General features: G+C 60.0%; 16 protein-coding genes and 2 pseudogenes. 5 read left to right on the plus strand and 13 right to left on the minus strand.

Features of this window, described 5'->3' with window-relative positions:
- Positions 1–33 precede the first annotated feature (33 nt).
- Together V1279_RS04455 and V1279_RS04460 are read right to left on the minus strand one after the other, a co-directional pair.
- Positions 34–846: a Crp/Fnr family transcriptional regulator gene (locus V1279_RS04455; protein ID WP_334432860.1), complete on the minus strand. Its 813-nt coding sequence runs from the start codon at positions 844–846 to the stop codon at positions 34–36.
- Positions 847–1,489: 643 nt separating this feature from the next.
- Positions 1,490–2,125: pseudogene (locus tag V1279_RS04460) on the minus strand (IS91 family transposase); the annotation flags it as partial.
- On the opposite strand from V1279_RS04460, the pseudogene V1279_RS04465 reads away from it, so the two are divergent.
- Positions 2,061–2,270, plus strand: a pseudogene (locus V1279_RS04465) (IS110 family transposase); the annotation flags it as partial. The pseudogenes V1279_RS04460 and V1279_RS04465 overlap by 65 nt on opposite strands.
- Before the next feature lie 548 nt (positions 2,271–2,818).
- Here the strand turns inward: V1279_RS04465 and V1279_RS04470 are convergent.
- From V1279_RS04470 to V1279_RS04490, 5 genes are all read right to left on the minus strand, one after another.
- Positions 2,819–3,052, minus strand: coding sequence for a GNAT family N-acetyltransferase (locus tag V1279_RS04470; protein ID WP_334446206.1), 234 nt, complete (start codon positions 3,050–3,052; stop codon positions 2,819–2,821).
- A 445-nt stretch (positions 3,053–3,497) separates the two neighbouring features.
- Complete coding sequence (locus tag V1279_RS04475; RefSeq protein WP_334432862.1) at positions 3,498–4,610, minus strand: response regulator; 1,113 nt, start codon at positions 4,608–4,610, stop codon at positions 3,498–3,500.
- A gap of 29 nt (positions 4,611–4,639) precedes the next feature.
- Positions 4,640–5,005, minus strand: coding sequence for a response regulator (locus V1279_RS04480; RefSeq protein ID WP_334432865.1), 366 nt, complete (start codon positions 5,003–5,005; stop codon positions 4,640–4,642).
- Entirely contained in the window at positions 5,002–6,591 is a 1,590-nt protein-coding gene (locus V1279_RS04485; protein WP_334432868.1) for a sensor histidine kinase, read from the minus strand. Before V1279_RS04485 ends, V1279_RS04480 begins: the two co-directional genes overlap by 4 nt.
- Positions 6,575–7,588: an ABC transporter substrate-binding protein gene (locus V1279_RS04490; protein ID WP_334432871.1), complete on the minus strand. Its 1,014-nt coding sequence runs from the start codon at positions 7,586–7,588 to the stop codon at positions 6,575–6,577. The genes V1279_RS04485 and V1279_RS04490 overlap by 17 nt, the downstream gene beginning before the upstream one ends.
- A gap of 345 nt (positions 7,589–7,933) precedes the next feature.
- On the opposite strand from V1279_RS04490, the gene V1279_RS04495 reads away from it, so the two are divergent.
- Together V1279_RS04495 and V1279_RS04500 are read left to right on the plus strand one after the other, a co-directional pair.
- A complete protein-coding gene (locus tag V1279_RS04495; RefSeq protein ID WP_334432874.1) occupies positions 7,934–11,101 on the plus strand; it encodes an alpha/beta fold hydrolase in 3,168 nt (1,055 codons plus the stop codon).
- Between the two features lie 327 nt (positions 11,102–11,428).
- Positions 11,429–13,213 carry an adenylate/guanylate cyclase domain-containing protein gene (locus tag V1279_RS04500; protein WP_334432876.1) on the plus strand — a complete coding sequence of 595 codons (1,785 nt, stop codon included), beginning with the start codon at positions 11,429–11,431 and terminating at the stop codon, positions 13,211–13,213.
- Between the two features lie 395 nt (positions 13,214–13,608).
- Here the strand turns inward: V1279_RS04500 and V1279_RS04505 are convergent, their stop codons facing one another.
- The 5 genes from V1279_RS04505 to V1279_RS04525 form a co-directional block, all read right to left on the minus strand.
- Positions 13,609–13,788: a hypothetical protein gene (locus V1279_RS04505; protein WP_275190303.1), complete on the minus strand. Its 180-nt coding sequence runs from the start codon at positions 13,786–13,788 to the stop codon at positions 13,609–13,611.
- Between the two features lie 653 nt (positions 13,789–14,441).
- Positions 14,442–15,206, minus strand: coding sequence for a DUF899 family protein (locus V1279_RS04510; RefSeq protein ID WP_334432879.1), 765 nt, complete (start codon positions 15,204–15,206; stop codon positions 14,442–14,444).
- 211 nt (positions 15,207–15,417) lie between these two features.
- On the minus strand, positions 15,418–15,672 hold the full coding sequence (locus V1279_RS04515; protein ID WP_334432882.1) for a class I SAM-dependent methyltransferase: 255 nt from the start codon (positions 15,670–15,672) through the stop codon (positions 15,418–15,420).
- A 496-nt stretch (positions 15,673–16,168) separates the two neighbouring features.
- On the minus strand, positions 16,169–16,840 hold the full coding sequence (locus V1279_RS04520) for an RES family NAD+ phosphorylase (protein WP_334432885.1): 672 nt from the start codon (positions 16,838–16,840) through the stop codon (positions 16,169–16,171).
- The gene (locus V1279_RS04525) at positions 16,837–17,364 is read right to left on the minus strand and encodes an MbcA/ParS/Xre antitoxin family protein (RefSeq protein ID WP_334432888.1); all 528 of its coding nucleotides are present in this window, start codon (positions 17,362–17,364) and stop codon (positions 16,837–16,839) included. Before V1279_RS04525 ends, V1279_RS04520 begins: the two co-directional genes overlap by 4 nt.
- 1,513 nt (positions 17,365–18,877) lie before the next feature.
- On the opposite strand from V1279_RS04525, the gene V1279_RS04530 reads away from it, so the two are divergent.
- On the plus strand, positions 18,878–19,120 hold the full coding sequence (locus V1279_RS04530) for a helix-turn-helix transcriptional regulator (protein WP_334432891.1): 243 nt from the start codon (positions 18,878–18,880) through the stop codon (positions 19,118–19,120).
- Positions 19,121–19,432: 312 nt separating this feature from the next.
- Here V1279_RS04530 and V1279_RS04535 read toward each other — a convergent pair whose 3' ends face one another.
- Complete coding sequence (locus tag V1279_RS04535; RefSeq protein ID WP_334432894.1) at positions 19,433–19,996, minus strand: hypothetical protein; 564 nt, start codon at positions 19,994–19,996, stop codon at positions 19,433–19,435.
- A 299-nt stretch (positions 19,997–20,295) separates the two neighbouring features.
- On the opposite strand from V1279_RS04535, the gene V1279_RS04540 reads away from it, so the two are divergent.
- A complete protein-coding gene (locus V1279_RS04540; protein ID WP_334432897.1) occupies positions 20,296–20,685 on the plus strand; it encodes a type II toxin-antitoxin system VapC family toxin in 390 nt (129 codons plus the stop codon).
- The last annotated feature ends 314 nt before the right edge of the window (positions 20,686–20,999 follow it).

A 20,999-nucleotide genomic window follows, 5' to 3' on the forward strand; every position in this document is an offset into this window, starting at 1 on the left:
TTACCAAAAGCGCGAGACATCTAGAGCCAAGGGTTAAGCTATGTCATCCGTGGCTAGAGTCTGCCGCGCGGTCTTTTCTTGTGCGATAATTCCTTCCAGCCGCGATATGTTCTCGAGCAAGCGCTGGCTGGTTAGCACAAGAACGTAATAGCCGAATTGTGGATTCTGAAAATAAATCTCGAGCAGCTTTTCATAAGTAATAGTCATCACTTGCCCGTCTTCGATGCATTCGACGGTAGCGGTTCTCCGCTGATTGGGAGTAAGGAAACCGAGTTCGCCCATGAGACGTCCCGGCGGAAGCTCGACGCCGATTTCCTTGACCAAAAACGTTCCTGTGACCGTTAGAAACATTTCGGAAGCTGCATCATTCTTCTTGAACAATTTGTCTCCCCGGCGAAATCTGCGCTCAGTCATGAACGGTTTGAGCGGTTCCAATGAGGTATCTCCCTCCGTCGCAATACGTGCCCTTTTGATCAGATTGAGCATTTGACGGAGGCGGATTGCATTGACCGGCAGCAAGAGCAGATAGAGGATGAAAGCCCCGAAATTTCCCGAGAGCGCGCCATAGGCGACGAAGAACATGCAGCCGACCATGTTCGCGACGCGCAGTGGCACGATTGTCTGCATCAGCAAGGTAGCGACAAGAAAGATGGCCCCAACCACGGCAAACATATTGGCAAGCGTGATGTTGGCCAGCACAATTTCCAGCAGCCGGTTAAATAGTGCGTCGTAGGTGATGTTGTTCGGATCGAGACCCATCTGAACCAGAATCTTTTCGATCCTGAGATTGTCCGCCGCCGTATCAAGAATGCGGTCTAGTATCGAAGCTGCACTGTTGGACCCCATCGATCATCCTCCGCGCAAAGCCGTCGGTATTCGTCGGGTATCGTTCGTTGAGACGACGCCAAATCGCCCGGGAACGGCGCGTTTGCAAGACAAATCAAGTTGGTTTGACGTGGTCTTGTCCCGCTGGCATGCTAACGGCCGACCGTCGCGGAGACATAGCCCCGTCGGGGGATGTGCGAATGTCCGCTCAGGGTCTGGTTTTGCCGTTGTATCTGCCCCTGAGCTGAAGAGAGGTAATGCCGGCTCCTCGGCGACTTTCGCAAGTGGAGGGCAATAGCGTCGCAAAAATCGGGAACTTCCGAGTCTGTGAAGGTTTTCGGATGCCGGCCCCATGACGGTGGTGCTGCGGGCACGGGGCCGGCGTCCGCAAACCTCCAAGGGAGGAAACCGCGGGAAGGGATACGTGGGTGGTGCGGCGTGCGCTATGGGGATTTGAGTGCCGCGGATGAGGTGTGTGATTGGGGTCGAGGCGCTCCAGCAAGCCGGTGGACGGTGAAACGACTGCCGGATGAGCGGCGGGTCACGTCGATCGCGGTGAATTGTCGGACGGTTTGAGACGACGGCTGGATGTCTGAGCGCGCTCTGCCGTGGCCGGTCGAGAGGCAGCTAGTGCGACGATCAGATTTGCGGGGGTATGACGCGGTCATGAGGTGTCGATCCTGATGCGGTTCGTTGGAGCTGTCGGCCGATGCCGTGGCGTTGCACCGCACTCGAAGACCTCGATGATGATCATGCGACCGCCGCAGCATGGACAAATCGGCTTGCCGGCATCGGCGGCGGCAGCGGTGGGCTCGCCCTGGGAGTTTGAAACGGCGAGCAACTCACGCGCTCGGGCGATGTTGTCGGCGCGCGTGCCGCTGGCCAACAGGCCGTAGTGGCGGATGCGGTGGAAGCCGTGCGGCAGGACGTGGATGAGGAAGCGGCGGATAAACTCGCCGGTTGAGAGTGTCATGAGCTTCTGGCGATCGCGACTATCGGCACGATAGTCTTTCCACCGGAAGGTGACACTGGTGCGATCGCAGGCGATCAGCCGGCTGTTGGCGATGGCGACGCGATGGGTATAGCGCGACAGATAGGCCAGCACGGCCTGTGGCCCGCCGAACGGGCGCTTGGCATAGACCACCCATTCGGCTCGGCGCAGCGGTGCCAGATATGCCGCGAATGCCTGCGGGTCGGCGAGAGCGGCATGATCGCCGAAGAACTGCAGGTGGCCGGCGTTGTGGGCCGCGATCAGCTTCTCCACGAAGATCTGGGAGCGCCATGGGCTCAAGCCCTGGATCGAGGCGGCCAGGAAGCGGCTGCATCACAACGTGCTGGCGATCGCACTCGCCAACAAGCTCGCCCGCATCGCCTGGAGCGTCCTGGCCCGTGGTCGGGCATTCGAGGCGCGGAAGATGGATCAGGCAGCGAGCCAATCCGCGTGATTCCTATTCCACGCCAACGGCAATAGAGGCCGAAAAATGAGGAGTCCGCGATGACGTAGCCAGATCGATATGCTTTACCTGCCGAGGTCTGCGAGAGGATGAGACGAGATGGAGGTACGGTCTTCCCGGCGCATGCGAACACTGGTGACCCGAATGGCCCACAGAGGCCTGTCCGCTAACGAGATTGCACGCGCGCTGATATCCATGATGGCCCGGAGCACAACGCTCCAATCAAAGGCCGGATACATTGATGCAAGACCGCTTACCGCCAGCTCGGCAAAATCCACTTGCAACGCACGGCCGGACCATACATTGGGTCAAAAACTGCCTTTAGGGGAATGGCCGCTTCTGGCGCGAAGCGGACATTCGCTGGAACGGGGGAGGTCAGCTGAGTGCCAGTTTCGGACCTGACGGTCAGTCCGCAGGGCAAAGGTTCATCGCTAGTTTCGGCAACATCCTTCCCGGCACCGAGCCAGACGGCGCTTGGCCGACATCGTAAGCTCCCATCCTGCGGTAAAAGGGAGCCGCATCGGGATCCGCCTCGATTGTTAGTCGCGTGGCACCCAGTTTTTCGCGACGTCGGTAGCCCAAGCGAGCAGCGCCTTACTCGTGCCGCTCCGAAGCCCGCTGGGCTCGACGAATAGTTTCAGCAAATCAGCCTCATCATCGACGACTCTTAGCTGTGCAACACCGATTGGCTTGCCGTCATGTTCGGCAACAGCGATGGGCGTCAACTCCAAGTCGCGCGGCTCAAACGACAACTCGCCGCGACACGCTTCCATGAACTCCACGTCGTAGCCCTAGACGGCCTTAGACCCGAAACACAGATCGGAAAGGACGGATAACTCATCAATCGTCGGCGGTCGGATTGTCAGGGCCAAGCTAAACCTCCTTCGACTTGAGGGAGCGGTGTAGCATTTCAGCTTGCCAATGTCTCTTGTGGGTCAAATTGCGAAGAACTCACCGTGAGCAAACCTAGTCCGCTACACGTCCATGAGCGGACCTCAATGCAACGTGCCGCCACTTCACCTACGGGCCACAAGCAGACATAGCTGATCTAATTCGATCACCTTGTCTGCGCGAACCATTAAGCCTTGGGGAAGATCAAGGTCCAGGTTGCTGGCCCCGTTTCAAGTCGATCACGGGCTCGACTCTGGTCGGTTGGACAACCGCCGAGTCTCTAGGCTAGACTAGTCGCTTGGAGCGAACTGATGATCGACATCTCCCTCACGTCATCTCGATCACGTTGTACGCCGCTATGGGACGACGCAAACCCTTGAGCGTCAGTTCACCTACGGGCTCCGCCGTTGCCCTCCTGTCGAGCGCCGCGCGCACTTTGCTATCGATCAAGATCTGACCGTCGCGCGCCTCCGCGCAAAGACGGGCCGCGAGATTGACCACGGTCCCGATCGCGGTGTACTCAGAGCGGCCCTCGAAACCAATAGCGCCGAGCGTGGCGTATCCATATGCTATGCCGACTCCAAAACCGAGCTCGTGCCTTTCGCGCCGCCACTTGCTGGACAATTCGGACAGACGACCTCGCATCGCGACCGCCATCTGAACAGCTCGCTCGCACGGATCGGGACAAGGAATCGGATCGCCGAAGATCACCATGATTCCGTCACCCAAAAACCTCTCCAACGTGCCTTCAAACTCATGAATAAGGGAGCCTAAGGTTGCATGATACTCCCGCATCACAGCCATCACCTCCTCAGGCTCGGCGATCTCCGCGAAAGCGGTAAATCCCCGCAGATCACCGAAGACTATGGTCACCTGCCTGCGGTGGCTCGCCAGGGGCTCATATGTCGACGAAGAAAGGATCAATTCCGCTATCTGTGGCGAAAGAAAACGCTTTAAGCGGCTGACGCGCTCAATTTGCTCAAGCTGCTCGGCAACGCGTTGCTCGAGCATTCTATTCCACGACGCGAGTTCGACGGCCTGCGCTTCAACTCGATCATGCAATTCCTTGATTCGGAGCATAGAGCGCACTCGGGCAACGAGTGCTGCATGATCGATCGGTTTGGTCAAATATTCATCCGCGCCTGAGTTGAGTCCGGTAACGACGTCTTTTGAATCAGTTCGCGCCGTAACCATGACGATTGGAACAAATCCGAGCGTAGGGTCGCCTTTCATGCGCCGGCAGACCTCAAAGCCATCGATTTTCGGCATCATGACGTCAAGGAGGACAACGTCCGGCGCAACTTCATGCGCGACTGCGAGCGCTCTCTCGCCGTTTTCAGCCTCCGTCGTCTCATAACCCTCGGCGCCCAGCCGCGCGGTAAGAAGGCAGCGATTCGTTTCGTTATCATCTACGATCAAGATGCGGGGTGGGTCATGCATTTCCGCTCCACGTCGGCACGCGCCGGAACCTATGTCAGGTATCGATTGATCGTCTCAAGGAGTTTTCGTGCGCTGTAGGGCTTCGCGACATAGGCATCGCAGCCTGCTGCGCGCGCCTTTTCTTCGTCGCCGCTCAGCGCGTAGGAGGTGACGACGACGATTGGAATATGACGGAGATCTGATTGTGCTTTTATGCGCCGTGTCGCCTCGTATCCGTCAAGAATAGGCAGTTGGATATCCATCAGGATTAGGTCCGGGCTTTGGGTTCGCGCTGCTATGAGTGCCTCTTCGCCGTCGTGCGCCTCGATCATTTCGTAACCGACGCTTGCGAGCAGATCGCGCAGAATCTGCCGATTGTCCTCCTGATCTTCCACCACCAGTACGCGCTTGCTCATGTCTGGGTCGCCTGTTGCTCTAGCCGGGCTGGGACCAAAAAGGAAAAGGTCGCGCCATGGCCGAGGCGGGATTCTATCCAGATTCGTCCACCATGCATCTCCACAATGCGCTTTACGATGGCGAGGCCCAATCCGGAGCCGCCCTTCGTCTTGGTGATCGAATTATCGACCTGTTGGAATTCTTCGAAAATTTTTGTTTGATCGGCTTCGTCGATACCCGGTCCCGTGTCTTGGACTGAAAATTTGTAGAAATCCCCTTTCGCCTCCACTTCGATCCGGATCTCTCCCGCATCGGTGAATTTTATCGCGTTACCAACAAGGTTGAAAAGGGCCTGAGCGAGCCTGCGTTCATCTCCCCGCGCCGGCGGTAGACCAGTGGGAACAGCAACTCTCAACCCCAATTTCTTTTCGGCGGCGAGGGATTCAACGGAGGTATAAACGCCGCTAACCAATTCCTCTACGGAATAGTCGGCCAAAGAGAGCCGAAGCTGTCCGGCTTCAATCTTGGAGAGATCGAGGACGTCGTTGATGAGCCCGAGCAGATGTCTGCCGTTCCGCTGGATGCGTTCGACGGGTAATCGCATTTGTTCTGGAGGATCGCCGTAAATGCCGTCCAGCAGGAGTTCTGAAAAGCCGAGTATCGCGTTCAGTGGCGTCCGTAACTCATGACTCATGTTTGCGAGGAACTGCGACTTGTGACGGCTCGCCTCCTCAAGGCTTCGGTAAAGCTGCTGGAGTTCTTCGCAGGTCGAATTGACGTGCGCCGCAAGCTCCCCGAGTTCGTCCCGATTGGGAACCTCGATGCGACGGGTGAAGTCGCCAGCCGCTATTCGATTCAAACCGTCGTGGATAATGCGGACCGGTTCGATCACAGATCGGGAGATCGCATGTCCCAAGACCAGCGTAAGCACGAAACTTGCGAGCGCGACGGCGGCGACAAGCACTTGAGATTTGGCATAGGTGTGCCGGCTCGCATCTATGCCGGCGATCATGTCCGCTTCAGCCCGGTTGACCAATTGATTGGTCAATCGTTCGAGCTTGTCCGCGAGGGGCCCAAGTGCGAGTTCGCTCTGTTTGGCCTCAGCCGCTCGCCCGTTGCGGATGAGATCGATGACGTGCGAACCTACGGCAATGAAGCGCGCATATTCTTCGCGCACCTGGTTGAGCAGCGCAAGCTCGTCCTTTTCGACAAACGAGACGCGGTCAAGGCCGTACCCGAACTGGTTGATCTGCCGTAGCGCACTTGCCAGTGTCGTTTCGCTCGGAAAGGCGAGAGCTGAGGATACGCCGTGGAGCTGTCGAAGCGTATCGTGCTGCACCTGCCGGTATGCCTCGATCTTGTGCTGGAGTGCAACTACTCGGTTTGTCTGCTGGTCGGCTTCGCGCAACGAAAGAAATCCGATCACCCCAACCGAGACCAGGAGCACCTCGATGATGAGGAAGGCCATCAGCAATTTGGTGCGCAGCGACGGGCGTGACTCGAAGCCGACGCGGCCGTCCTTCACCGATTTGCCGTCTCGACGTGCTCGCGATATTGCAGCGAGCGGGCGAAGAAACGAAGGAGTTGAATCAGCCTCCAAGTTCACGTCGGACCTCGTTGAGGAACCGCCAGTCGGCTCCATCCGCGACGATTTTCGCAGGGCTTGATTTCAGCATCCCCGCTTCGCGCAGACGAAGCGCGTAAAAACGGATTGTGTCTTCGGGATCGTAGTCACGCCAGCGGTTGTACGGCACGTCCGCAAGCGTCTGGACCGCGTAGTCCTTGCGAGCCGTGAAGCCCCTATCGACCATACGCTGCGCTACAAGGGTCGGCTCGCTCACGCACAAATCCGTCGCCCGGAGCATGGCGCGAACCACCCGCTTGGTGGCGATGGGATTCTTTCGGACGAATTCGCGATTGCTCGCCAACATGCAGCAAAAGTACTGCGACCATGGGCGATCCTGCGCGCTGTTGACGATGACACGACCGATGTTCTGCGCACGCAAACGCTGCGGTTCTGGAGGAAATCCGAGGAAGGCGTCGATCTTACCCTCAGCAAACAACTCGATCGGTTTGACCGGCCCGCTCGTCACCCATTCGATGTCCTTGGCGGGATCGAGTCCAACCAGCGTCGCCATCGCGCTGAGGAAAACGTGCGGGCTTGTCTCGAGCCCCTGAATCCCGACCGTTCGCCCCTTCAGATCGGCGACGCTGCGTATCCCTTCCTTGGCGAATAGCTCGAAGCAGCCGACATGAATCCCGGCCAGAATCGTAATGCTCAAGCCACGATCGACCTGAAGAAGAAGCGGACCGGAGAAATGCAGGGTGAAGTCGATGTCTCCCTTCCCGACTGCTTTGGTTTGCTCCACGCCGGCATCGGATTGGACGTAAACGACATTTGTAAACCCCTCGGCATTCAGCAGGTCGCTAACCACGTACTGCGGGGCAATGCAGATGACCGGGTTCTTCGCGAGGCGGATTGTAGTGGTTTCTGGACGCGGATTGGGCCCTTCGGCGCTAAGCCGAGTCACTGGGCTCCACAATATGGCAGTGGAAGCGGCGCAGGCCCCAGCCAATAACAAGTCGCGACGGTTCGTCTGCATCGGAACCTCCTCGAAATCACCTTACCTAAAGTGGCGCTTCCAGGGGCCGAACGTCGGGCTGACGTATTTTGCGTGGACTTCAAGCCCCCGCTAACGAAGATGATATCACGGCAATGGCATATCGCATACGGCCGATTTTTCGGCGTGCGCCGGGCCCCGAGGTCGGCTTCGGGTCAAACGCGTCATTTCGACCGTGCGCCGACCACTTCCGATCTATCCCGATAAGCAGACATTTTCAGTGTCCGTCGGCATGTCTCAAAGGTGCCAAGAGCCGACGTCATGCGCGACCTCCCGCATCGGCCGTGGTATTGTGCTGGTTTGAACGGGCCCACCGGGAGGTGGGACATGGATATTGAGGCTTGGCTGCGCGGGTTAGGGCTGGAGCAGTACGTTACGGCCTTTCGTGAGAACAACGTCGAGGCCGATGTGCTCCTGCGGCTAACGGCCGAAGACCTTAAGGACATTGGGGTCCGATCGGTGGGGCACCGCCGAAAGCTTCTGGCGGCAACTGCGGAGCTGCGGAGCAGATCCTTCCGAACCTCCGTCGAAGGTGTCGACGAGCCTGCGCATTTCATTGAACACGCACTGGAGGCGCGGGCAGGAGCCGAGCGTCGGCAGCTGACCGTTATGTTCATTGATCTCGTCGGCTCCACTGCGCTCGCGTCCAGGCTCGATCCGGAGGAGATGCGCGACCTGATCCATCTCTATCAAGGAGCGGTCTCTGCGGACGTCACACGGTTCGGAGGTCACATTGCCAAATACATGGGCGATGGAGTGCTCTGTTATTTCGGTTGGCCGCGCGCGCATGAGGACGATGCCGAGCGAGCGGTGCGCGCTGGCCTCGCCGCCGCCCGCTCCGTTGGGGACATTTCGAGACCCCATGGCCAGCGCCTTGCGGCACGGGTCGGGATTGCGACCGGGCTGGTCGTAGTCGGCGACTTGGCCGGCGTCGGGTCGGCCCAAGAGCGCGCGGTCACCGGCGATACCCCAAACCTTGCCGCGCGGCTGCAGGCCTGTGCCGAGGCCGGACAGGTTCTGGTTGCGGAGAGCACGCGGCGCCTGCTGGGCGGGCTTTTCGATTTTTCCGAGCGTGACAGCCTGCTGCTCAAGGGCTACGACCACCCGATCTGCGCCTATGCCGTCGCCGGCAGCCGGGCGCCCGAGAGCCGTTTTGGTGCGCTGCGTGGACCTGGCCTTACGCAACTGGTCGGACGCGAACACGAGCTGAAAATCCTGTGCGACGCATGGGCCGCGGCCGCGAACGGCCGGGGGCAGGTGGTCCTGCTTGTCGGCGAGCCCGGGATCGGCAAATCGCGACTGATCGAGGCCCTGAGGCAGCGGCTCGGCCGCGCGCCCCGCTCGCGCCTCGAATATCAAGGCTCACCACTCCACGCCCAGACTGCGCTCCATCCCTTCGCGAGCGAGCTCGCACGGGCCGCCGGCTTCCGCCTCGAAGATGGCCTCACAGCTCGGCACGCAAAGCTTTGCGCGCTACTCGAGCACCGGCTAGGGACAAGAGCCGAGGCTGCTGCGCCCGTTCTTGCGAGCCTTCTCGGCGTGCCCTCGCTCTCCGCGGACCTTACGCCGCAGCAGCTCAAGGCGAAGATGCTTGCGATGCTCGCGGCGCAGGTGGAGACCTTGGCGCAGCGCGGGCCGCTCCTTCTTGTGTTTGAGGATGCGCATTGGGCGGACCCGAGCTCCCTTGAGCTGCTTGGACGGTTGGCTGAAACGGTAGCTGGCCTCTCCATTCTGATGATCGTCAGTCATCGGCCCGAGTTCTCGCCGGCGTGGGGTGATCTCCCGCACGTGCTTTCGCTGAGGCTTGATCGGTTGAACCGCCGTGAGGCCGCAGCGCTTGTCGAAGAGACGGCAGGCGCCGGACGCCTGAAGCCGGCGGCCGTCGAGCGTATCGTCGCCCGTGCGGATGGAGTGCCACTCTTTATCGAGGAGCTGTCGCGGGTAGTTCTTGAGAGCGCGCAGCGCAGCGATGCCGAGCCTAGCCTCTGCGAAGGCTCGCAGGTAGCTCACGCGGAGATTCCTAGCACTCTGAGCGACCTGTTGTCGGCCCGGCTGGACCGCCTCGGTTCAACAAAGGAGGTTTTGCAAGTCTGCGCCGCGATCGGGCGGGAGTTCTCCCACGACCTGGTTGTCGCGGTATCGCGAAGCGACGTCGGTGCTGTCGGTGAGGCCCTGGACCACGCTGTCGCGAGCGGCCTCATTGTCCGCGAGGGTGTGGGCACGGCGGCGATATACCGGTTCCGCCATGCTCTCATTCAGGAGGCGGCCTACGCCTCCATCCTGAAAAGCCGGCGTCGGTCGCTGCACGTCCGCATCGCCGAATCGGCCGAGACGCACCTGTCCGAGCTTTCTGGACCACGGCCAGAATGGCTTGCGCGACACTATGCCGAGGCGGGGGAGACGATTCGGGCGGCAGGTCTTTGGCTCGAGGCCGCCCGGCTGGCGAAGGCTACGTTCGCCACCCGTGAAGCTGCTTCTCACCTCACCGCCTGTCTCGACGCGACCCGGTCTGAGGTCGAACCGTTGCCGGAGCTTCGCCGCTTCCGCACCGACGCATTGATCATGCTTGGCGACCTCGCGAGTCTTGCAGAGAATATTGCTGCGGCAAACGAGTATTATCGCCAGGCAATCGAGGAGGTCGCCGATCCCGCAGTACGCGAAGGCATCGAGAAAAAGCGCCACCACTGCCGAATCGCGAAGCGTGGCTTGGCGCGCATTGCCTATTACGAGCATGGCGCGGGTGACTTCACGCTCCTCTTCGTCAGCACTCAGGCGCTCGGATTGGCCATGTTCCAGCCTGTGCTCGAGCGCCTCTGCGATGAGTTCAGGGTTGTCACCATCGATCCGCGCGGGTCCGGTCGCTCAAACGCGCTGCAGAGGCCCTACACGATCGCCGAGCATGCGAGCGACGCGCTCGCCGTGATACGCGAACTTGGGGCGTCGAAGCTGATCGGTGTCGGAATCTCGATGGGAGCCAACGTCCTGTTTCGAGTGGCGCATCAAGGGGCGGAGTTCCTGAGTGGTATCGTTACGATCGGCGCGCCTTCGGCCGGCCAAGGCCAGGAACATTTCTCAGAACATTGGATCGCGCTTCAGGAAGAGATGCGACGCACCGGGGAGGTGGAGCCTATGCTGCGGCTCCACGTCGGCGAGGTCTTCTCGGAGCCCGAAATGCATGAAATGCTGGATTCCGTCGTTCGATCCAGGCTCAGGCTTCCGAAGGAGACGCTCCTGAGTTTCTTCCTGGACGCGACGGACGGCGACGTGACAGGCATTCTCCCACTCGTGCACACGAAGACGCTTGTCACGCATGGCGGAGAGGATCGGCTCGTCTCATTCGCGGCCGCGGAGTTGACTGCATCGTTGCTTCCCGACGCAACGCTGCACATATTCGAAGCCAAGGGTCACTTGCCTCTTTTCACGGACACCGCCGAGTTCTGCCACGTCGTTCGGGCCTTCGCGCGCAGTCTCGCCTCGAGCCGCCCGGTTAAATGACGGCGTTACCGCTCTACTTGCCGGCCAATCCCAAGCTGAAATGCAGGCAAACGCGACAGCAGTCAGTATGTGTCCCTTGCGGGCCACGGCAATGGATCTTAGAGCGATCGTCCCGAAGCAGGCACGGCAGACCAAGTGACCGCTCCGGGGTCATTCGCGTCGCTCTGACTGTGCTCCGTTCACTTCCGGTCTTCCCCGACTAGCGGACATCGCCAGAGCCGGTCGGCATGTCGCAAAAGTGCCAAGAACAGACGTAAGGTGGACATTCCTTCACTTGGCACTGCCGTCTGATCCGTCGTACTTTATGCGCTGGTTGGATTGCATGCCATGGTGCAAGAGCGGCCATTCCGGATCGAGCGGAGGTTGTCGGCGATATTGGCCGCCGATGTGGCTGGCTATTCGCGGCTTATGCACCACGACGAAGAGGCTACCCACGCCAAACTGAGGACGCTCCTCGCGGACGATGTCGAGCCCGCAATCACGGAACACGGCGGCCGCATCGTAAAGAACACCGGCGACGGGCTCTTGGCAGAGTTTCCGAGCGCGGTCGAAGCGGTTCGAGCTGCTCTGCAGTTCCAAACTCGCATTCGCGAACTTACAAATGGCGATGCGGAAAGCAGGCGTATTGCTTTCCGCGTAGGCGTCAACATCGGGGACGTAATCGTCGAGCCCCATGACATCTTTGGCGATGGTGTGAATATTGCGGCACGGCTTGAAAGCATTGCAGAACCTGGCGGTGTCTGCATCTCGTCTGCCGCCTACGATCACGTCCGAGGCAAGGTCGGGGTTGAGTTCGCCGATCTGGGTGAGCATAACCTCAAAAACATCGACCGTCCGGTCCGGGTCTACGCCGTGGTCCGGGAGGGATCATCCAGCCCACCGGCTGAGTACGCGAAGTCGAGCGCACATTCACCGCCTCGTCTTTCCATCGTGGTGCTGCCTTTCACGAACCTTAGCGGTGGTCCCGAGCAGGACTACTTCATCGATGGCGTAACTGAGAGCCTGATCTCGGACTTGTCGCGGATCAGCGGCTCGTTTGTTATCGCGCGCAGCACGGCCTTCACCTTCAAAGGCAAAGACGTGGACGTTCAAAAGGTCGGTAGAGAACTGAATGTGCGCTATGTCCTCGAAGGCTCGGTACAACGTGGCGGTAACAGGCTGCGAGTTAACGTGCAACTTATCGACGTCGAAACTGCCAGCCACCTCTGGGCCGAACGCTTCGACAAGCCTATTGCTGATCTATTCGATATGCAGGACGAAATCGTCTGCAGGCTCGCCAATACATTGAATGCCCAGCTCATTGAGGCTGAGGCGCGACGCGCGGCGCGTTCACTGCATCCGGATGCAATCGACTTGAGTTTCCAGGGCAACTGTTGCTTCAATAAGGGGTTCACCGCCGAACACATGGCGCAGGCAAGGGAGTTTTACGAGCGAGCTTTGGTGCTCGACCCGGAAAATACAGAAGCGTTGGTCGGTATAGCGGCTGTAGATGCGGCAAGCGCTGCGTTTTTTATCTTCAGCGACCGTGAGGCGCGCTTTGCAGCGGCCGAAGCAGCGTTGATCAAAGCTCTATCCATTTCACCGCAGCACGCTCGGGCTCACATGTATTTGGGTGCCGTGCAATGCTCAACGAAGCGCGCGGCCCAAGGCATCCGGGAATGCGAACGGGCGTTGGCTCTAGATCGAAATTTGGCCGACGCTCACGGTATTATCGGTTCGGCGAAGGTCTTAATCGGTCGAGGCACGGAAGCCGAGGGTCATATCGAGGAAGCTTTTCGGCTCTCTCCCCGCGATCCTATTGCCTTTCGGTGGATGTTCTACGCTGGCTTGACCAAACTCATTCTTGGCGCCGACGTTGAAGCAGTGGCATGGCTGCGCCGGTGCCTCGAAGCCAACCGGAATTATCCCATCGCACATTTCCAGCTGGCGGCCGCGCTTGCGCTGCTCGGCTCGATGGAGGAAGCGCGTGCTGCGGCAAAGGCGGGGTTTGAGCTCGATCCAACTTTCAACATTCGCCGTACTCGAGGCAGAATAAGTGACGATCCGACCTTCGTTGCGGGGAGCAAGCGCGTCCGTGAGGGTATGCGCTTGGCCGGGGTGCCTGAGGGGTGATGTCGGAGTTGGGTCAATCGCGTCGTTGTGGGGACGTCCGGTGTTGGCGCAAAGCGGCCGTTCGCGTAATGAGCGGTGATGCAACGCTATTGGCTCTGTCTGCGCCCACCCGCAACGGGCAGGTGATCGTCTGTTGGCGCAGTGCGGCGGCGAAGGTGACGCCTGGATGGCGTATGATGCTAACTCGGGCGGGCGCGCAACGAGAATTCACGCGCGCTCACTGCGGGGCTACACCGTAGTCAATCCGCGCGCAGCGTGACCAACAGTAAATCGCTCGACAAATTCGGCCACGCGGTCGCGTCAGGAATCGTGCAGCCGCGTGGCTCGATCTATTTGCGTACGAAAGAATTGTGAAAATTGGGACAGACCGTACCCCGGCCCCGTCGCACTGTGGGTTAAACGCGCGTTGAAAGAGACACACCAAGCTTTGCAGCCATGACGCTGGTGGCACCGGGAGTTCGCTTCAACGCCTTTGAGATCTTGGCGACGCCTGACTTGGATTTTGCCATCGTCTTCATTGTCCGAACATCGTCTTTTGTCCACGCGCGGCGAACTACTTTCTTAGCTTTTGCCATTCTTACTCCGAATCATATTGGGCAGTGCCGGGCTTCTATCATGACTGTCTGCGCTGGCGAGCAAGAACAAACTTCCATTGCGAGAATGTGAATGCGACCTCGCTACGTGAAAAACGGGATATGTGATCTACATTACTGTTATTGGTCGGAGAAAGCGGGCATCTACCTCTCTTTTCGAGGGGACGACCCAGCATGGACGACCGATTTTACAGGAATAGAGCGCGCGTCCTCCGGGAACTTGCGACGGAGGCAGACCCATTGATCAAAGGACGGCTGTTGCGTCTTGCGGACAATTACGACGATATGACCACAACGCAGACAGCGCGTGATCGGGCGTCAAAGAGGCCAGAGCAAAGTGCCCACGTCGATAGTCGCGACGGAAACTAGCAATTTCTTTCTGCGCTTCGACAACAATCATTGTGTCTTCGCAAGCGCCACGATAGCCGCGACGGCGGCTTGGTCTTGGTCATCACCCCAAAGAGACGTTTTTCAACACTATCGGGGAGTTCCAGACATTCGCGGCGCTCTCCAGAGCGCCCATTCGGGCTACGGCTGGAGTCGACTCTTTTCAGACCCTGGCAACTCTGCACAGGCGTCGGCAAAGCCACTGTTCTGAAGCACGAGCGCGCGATTTCGAAGTTGCTGTATGCTCGCTAAGTACTCGCTGGCGCTTCGGGCCGACAGCATTCGTATTCGATTTGCTCGTACGCGTCGGGCCGCCCTCCAGGAGTGAGGTCCAAGAGGGTCCACATCGGCTCGACCGTGCCGACATGTCGTGGATCCTGCCCCGGTTCGGTCGGCAAGAACAACAGTTCGGAGGCCCAGCTCAGCCTAATCACCCCATCGGCGCCCTTGTGGAATACGGTGAGCATCGGCACCTGCTGTCCCTCCTTATCCTCGCCATGATAGTCGCGCTTGAAGCTGTTGTTGGCGGCTGAAAGCACCTTCAAATTGCGCCAGCCGCGATGCGCTGCACAAGCCGCGACCCGCTGGATCGGTGCCTTGGCCACGGCCGCGATGTTTGCTCCCAGCCCCTCAACGTGCGGCACCGCTCCCTCCCAGTTGTCGAGCAAAGCAGTGCAAGAGGGGCACGGCCCCTCCTCAACCGGAAGCTCTGCCATTGGCCCACTGCTCGGTCCCCGCCGCTTGTCGCCGCGGTGCCGGGGGAACATGTAATGGTAGAGGATCAAAGTATCGGTAGCGGGCCGGAACAGTTCGGATAGCCGCACCTTCGCTGGTGCCCCCTTTGAGTCAATGTGGTCAAATTCGTAATCCTCGGGAACGGCTCCACCCGGCGGGAGTGCTCGAATCTCCGCGGCCACTGCCTCCATTTCGCGCCTGAGTGCTACCTCGCGCTGCAGCAGCCTGTTCCGAGCGGCGCGATACGCCGGACTTTCATTTGGAAAGGTCACGCCCATGGACGACTCCGTCGAGGCGACTAAGTATAGCACGACTCCAGCGAACCTGAGCCCATCTGCACCTTGGGAACGTTCGGAGCAGCTCAGCCGGCCCACCTAGATCGGCCAAGTGCGAGATCACCTGCCGCGCCATGTGTCGAATGGCACGCCTTGCCGGCTCGCCCAGTTCCCGCTCACCTCGTGATCGGTCGGTCTGCGGCGCCGGCCCTGATCAAGCGCGGGGCCTTTCCCCGCCGACAAGGGTGACCTTGCCGAAGGCCAAGCGAAACTGACCAATCGTGCGCGCATTCTCGAAGCCCGCCGCCGTCAAGTCACCGACCAACATTCCTTCGCCGGGTCCGCCGAAATGTCCGCCGACGAAATCCGCGATCCGCAACGCTCCGCCGGGCGCCAGCGCCGCATGCATGGAAGCCAGCGTCTCGGCCTGCATCTCGCGCGGCATATGGTGGAAGGCAAGCGAGGACACCAGCTTTGTCGCGCGCGCGGCGCCTATGAGTTTCGCGGTCTCGTTGCCGAATCCGCGATAAAAGGTGACGCCGATTCCCTGCGAGCCGCCTTCTTCTGCGCGCGCCCCAGGGCGTTAGGATCGGGATCGACGCCGACGACCTGCGCGCCTGCGGCACCTGTTCCTTCGCCATGATCGCAAGCGTGCCGGTACCGCAGCCGACATCGACAACGATGTCGCCGGGCTCGAGGTCCAGCGACTTGAGAATTTCGCCGCGCCAGCGCCGCTCGCGTGTCAGCAGAGCGATCATCGGGTCATAAAGCGGCAGCAGCCAGCGGCGCCCCGCCGCTGGAATAAAGTCGTGGTGTGCGACCGCCATCATAGAGCTCCTCACGGTTCTTCCTCCCAAGGGATGAACCTTCAATTTAGTAGCGTCCGATAGGCCAGCAAGCGGTGCGAAAACCGTATGCTAACGGCCATTCGCCGGGCGCGACGGTGCCGGCGGTCAGCAGTTTGATCAAAGCGACAGCTTGCGGACGTCGATCGTACGCGATGTTGCCAGGATCGTGATTTCGAAATGATCCGTCTGTACGATGTCCGTGATATTGCGGGGGCGGTGCGCGACAACGTTGACACCGGTCCGACGCCGCAGGCTGTCATAGAGCAGTCCCGCGCCGCCTGACGCGCGAACCTCCTCGCCAAGCTTCTGCGAGGCGCCATAGCGGTCGCTTGCGTATACGTCGGGGCGCCTGGTCTGCTGGCCTCGGATGTCGAGATAGTCGCCTAACAGAGTTGCGGCATACGCCCTGTAGGTCCGGGTCATCGTGGTTACATTGCGGGCGACCGTCTCGCGCCGCAGGTGATGACCGACCTCGGCAGCTGCTGTCCGGATATCGTCGGCTGCGTACCAGGCCCCGAGCTCGGGACCATTGAATCGCATCCCACCAGGCGCAACGTGTAGAAAAGCCGCCATGACGATGCTGGCGTTGGGGACGCCATACACCCATTCTGCCTGCGGTAGTCGGGCGATACGCTCAGCGACAAGCCGATCGTTGGTCCAGCCGACCAGCTCCATTACGGCCGCAAGATCAGCTGCGGTTGCAACGGTATCAAACAGACCGACGGGAGGGAACTGCGACGGGATCAGACGATAGGCGGGCCGTGGCGAGGGTGCGAAAGCGTCCGTCACCGGAAGACAATTTCCGCGTCGTCGTAAGGCGCGAACGCCTCGTCAATGGTGTTCGGCTGCATGTAGAGACCGCCTCGCGCGCCGTCGAGGAAACGGCGCACCGAGAGCAATCCATCCTGGGAGCCGCTGGTCACCAAGTCGACGGGCGGCCGCCCGCCGAACACGACAGCGTTGTGCGGGGTTCGCAACCACTCGACGCCAAGCTGCTCCGTCGGAAACAGAACTCCGAGAGCCTGATGGATGCCGAGCACCGCCGAGATGCGTGTGAGCACATCAACGTCGAGGGTGAAAGCGCCGTGCTCGCGAGCTTGCTTGCACCAGTTGTGGTACGTGGATCGAGAGGGATAGCCGAGGATCAGGAGACGCTGCTCTTCGGTCAATCCCCATAGATCCGCAATGGCCAGGAAAGTCCGCAAAGCGGGAGCGCTGAGCCGCCTTCGATTGGCCGGGGCAAAGCGTGAATTGTCGAGGCGCTGAGGCCCATTTGCCGCTTCAGACGGGCGTCTTTTGGGATTGCTCGACATGGGTGCACCTTGTGTTAGATATAGACATAGTCCAAATCTAGACAAAATGCAACTCCCCGTCTGGAGGAATGGATGGGGATTCAGGTCGTTGACCTCCGTTCTGCGGATCCTGCCAAGGGTGCTAGAATAGGTGCAGGCGCTGTAAGTCAGCGCGAGTCTCAAGGGGCGTCGCTCGGAGCAAAATTCCCGATCCGATACCCGCGCCGCCGACGCCACAAGCGCCGGCGCAACCGCAACTCGCCGGACATCCGACGGATACGCCTTGCCAGCTCGTCGGCCTCGATATCGACGGCGGCCGACGCCAGGCGATACCCGCCTATCATGCCAATGACATCTGTGGCCGAGATTGCCGGCCGCGCGCCATCTGGCTCACGCGGAACTGACGGGCAGCCGATTGTCCATCTGGTCGCTGCGTCGACGCAGACCGCGCGGTATGCCGAGCTCTGCGGCTGGATGACGATCATGCAGTCCCGATTAGCAGCGTAGGGCACGCGGAAGCTCAAGTAAGAGACGGTCATCGCTGGTCCTGTCCGCAGGCAAAGCTGCGCCGTTCGCAGACGAGTTGGCCTGCGAGAATTATTTCCTGAGATGGGGCGAAGGTCTAAGTTTCAGTGAGACTACCCGCAGCGCTCTTAAGGCGCGCGAGCGGGGTATGGATGGTGTGCTCGTGCTTCAATTGATAGCGCGAATGCTTGAAAAGTCGCTTCGAGAGATCTCTAAAATTGGATGCAACGCGGAGTTTAATGGCCACCGCAACGACAATTGTCATATAGATGGCCGCGGCAACACATCCGCCAGCTCCTCGTGCCTCTTTTCGGCGACCTTGTTGGCCCCGTCGTGTGGGATCGCCGACCGGCGCCGCAATGTTCGCCGTAGAGGTTAACGCCGGGCTGGTGGCAGGGTCGGCGGCACTGGCCGCTTTGGGGCCCGGACAGCTGAAGCCATGCCTTGAGTTACTGCGCGGGCCGATGCGAATTGCTGACGCCGGATGCTCCGCGTTGAGCTCTGTAGTCTCTTGTGAGCTTGACGCCGCCGATGCCACACAAATCGCCGACAGTCAGCCGTCGCTACGTTGGCACCCTGGTCCTCTCTCGTGGGCTCGGTTGTCAGGCCTTATTGCCCCTGCAGTGAGGCTATGGTGAGCACCGTGCAACCGGCAATCCCATAGTGCTCAGCCGCACCACGACATTGCCGGACGCCGGCAGTTTGAGTTGAGCTTTTGGTTTTCAAAACTCAGGCGTGCAGATGATCAGGCGTGATGCGCCTTCGGCTGAGTTGTTGTGGGGCGCGGAGTGGGTATGCCGATGCCGAAGATCATCGTCTTCCCGACGGTCGGAACGAAAACGCGGAAGCGGAGATCGGAAGCCGCATGATGAACGCCGTTTCGCGGTGATCGTCGTCCTCAGAAGAGGATGCGCTCGTGACGATCATGGGGTCGGCATTACACGCTTAAGCGTGTTTTAAACGCTAAAGCGTGTGGCGCAGTTCGCTTGCAAATGCATCATCCTGACGGATGAGGCGCCGACATCCGAAACACACGAAGCGGCTGCTTGCCCGCAACCTGCGTCAGCTTCGCCTTGAGAGGTCATGGTCGCAGGATGACCTCGCTGATGCGGCGAAGGTGCGTCAGGCGCTCGTCAGCGCAATGGAAGTCGCCACAGCCAATCCGACGTTGGAATCGCTGGACAAGATTGCAGCCGCGCTCGGTACCGAGGTCGCCGATCTTCTTGTCCCGCATGCGTCGAAGGCACGATAGCGGCATCCCACACGTGATCGGCCGAGGCGGTGTTCGGGTCACCATCGCGCGTGACAAGTTAATCGGTGTCATCGGTTGGCCGGGAGAATGCTCGTCGTGGCCGCACCTGCGCTCGGGTTCGACGCGTTGACCGTGCGTGCGTGGCAATCCGTCGAAAAGTGGACGGTTTTCTGCAGTTCGGTGTTCGCGGCGGTCAACGCCGCATGAAAGCCGAGATAGGGTGATCGAGGCAAGCGATATCACTTAGAGCTCTGACAATCAGAGCTCCTCCCGCCGCTCGCAGGCGGCGGGAGGGAAACGAATCCCTTGCGGTTATGTCACGATGTCGATGCCGCGCTTGGCCTTCTTGCGGCGCCAGCGGAGACGGAGCTTCTGTCCCTCCATCGCGACCTCCTGGTTCTTCTCAAGATAGATCTGAACCGTCTGTTCCGTGAGGTGTATGCTTTGGCTCATGATCTGCGTGGTCGTCAGGCCAGCAGTGCCCGATTCCGTCAGACCGCCCTTCCGGAACTGGGTGAGCGTCAGGTGAGGCAATCCGGCTTCCTTGCAGATATCCGACACTACTCTGTTCAACTTCCCGCTCGTCCAGGCCCTCGGCTCGCCAGGGGTTGATTCCTCGCAGACAAAGAGCGGCCCGGAAGTGCGATTGGCCTTGAGTTTGTCCAACCGCTGTATCAGGGCGGGATACAGCGGTTTACCGTTGTCATCGTGCAACAGGAAATACCGCTCCCGATCAACCTTTTCCGCGCGCACGAACACTTCCTCCTCATGGTGCGGGCCGCGGTAGTCATTCACCGTCATCTTGTGAGGAAAGTGGCTGATGCGTGCCTCGAAATTCGTGGAATATCGATTTTTATAGGGTTTCCTGAATCCCATCCCGACTCGCGAACATGAAAAGTGCCCCCAAACGGAAGGATTCGAGCCGCAAGAGTCGGGATGCGGGTTTGCGAATACTTGTTACCATCTGATTCGAACCATTTCCGATTTGAACCGTTTTGATCTTCGGTTCAATTGGAGCTTCTTCCACCAACTCACACGCCTTCCCAAGGATCCGGGTAACTGCTCGTTACCGTCGGATACCCGCAACGGTTGCTCTTGGGAGGGCCACTCACTGCCACGTCTGACAGAGAAGGAGAGAGCGATGCCCAACCTTGGACCCGAGGCGAAACGGGGGCATGCTCGCAATCGATACTAAGCTCATCGTCCGCTATCTCGTGGGCGACGATCCCGGACAGGCTGGCCGGGCACGCAGGCTGATCGACAACAATGACGTCTTCGTCTGCACCACAGTCCTGCTGGAGACCGAGTGGGTGCTGCGGAGCGTCTATGGGTTTTCCGCTGCCCAGTGCGCCAAGGCCCTCTCCGATTTCGCGGGGCTGCCGCGCGTGAGTCTGGAAGATGCTACCGCCGCGGCGATGGCGTTGGGCTGGATGCGGCAGGGCGTGGACTTTGCGGATGGTCTGCATCTGGCCAAGGCGGGAGGCTGTGAGGCCTTCATCAGCTTTGACCAGGATTTCGCCAAAGCCGCCAACGGCCTTGGCGGCATCAAGGTGCGCGCGCCCTGACACCGGGCGCGCAGAACGCACATAAAATTTAAGGGCGTACCTGACTGAGGCCGGAAAGCCAATCAACCGAGGACACCCGCCGGGACGCCGGCTTGGCCTCCAGCTGACGCGGCGCGATGTTTCAACACGAATTCCGAATGGCCTAAGATTCGGTCAGACCTTTCACAAACCACCGGCCCGTCGTTGGAGCATCGTCGCTCCGGTCGCCCGGGCGGCCTTCAGACGATGCAAGACAAAATCCCGAGGTGCGGCTTCCAGATCAGGCGGTCCCGTCGCGTTCTCCGTGCATCGACGAGACCTTCTCTGAACCACTG

Source organism: Bradyrhizobium sp. AZCC 1610 (assembly GCF_036924515.1).
GTDB lineage: Bacteria > Pseudomonadota > Alphaproteobacteria > Rhizobiales > Xanthobacteraceae > Bradyrhizobium.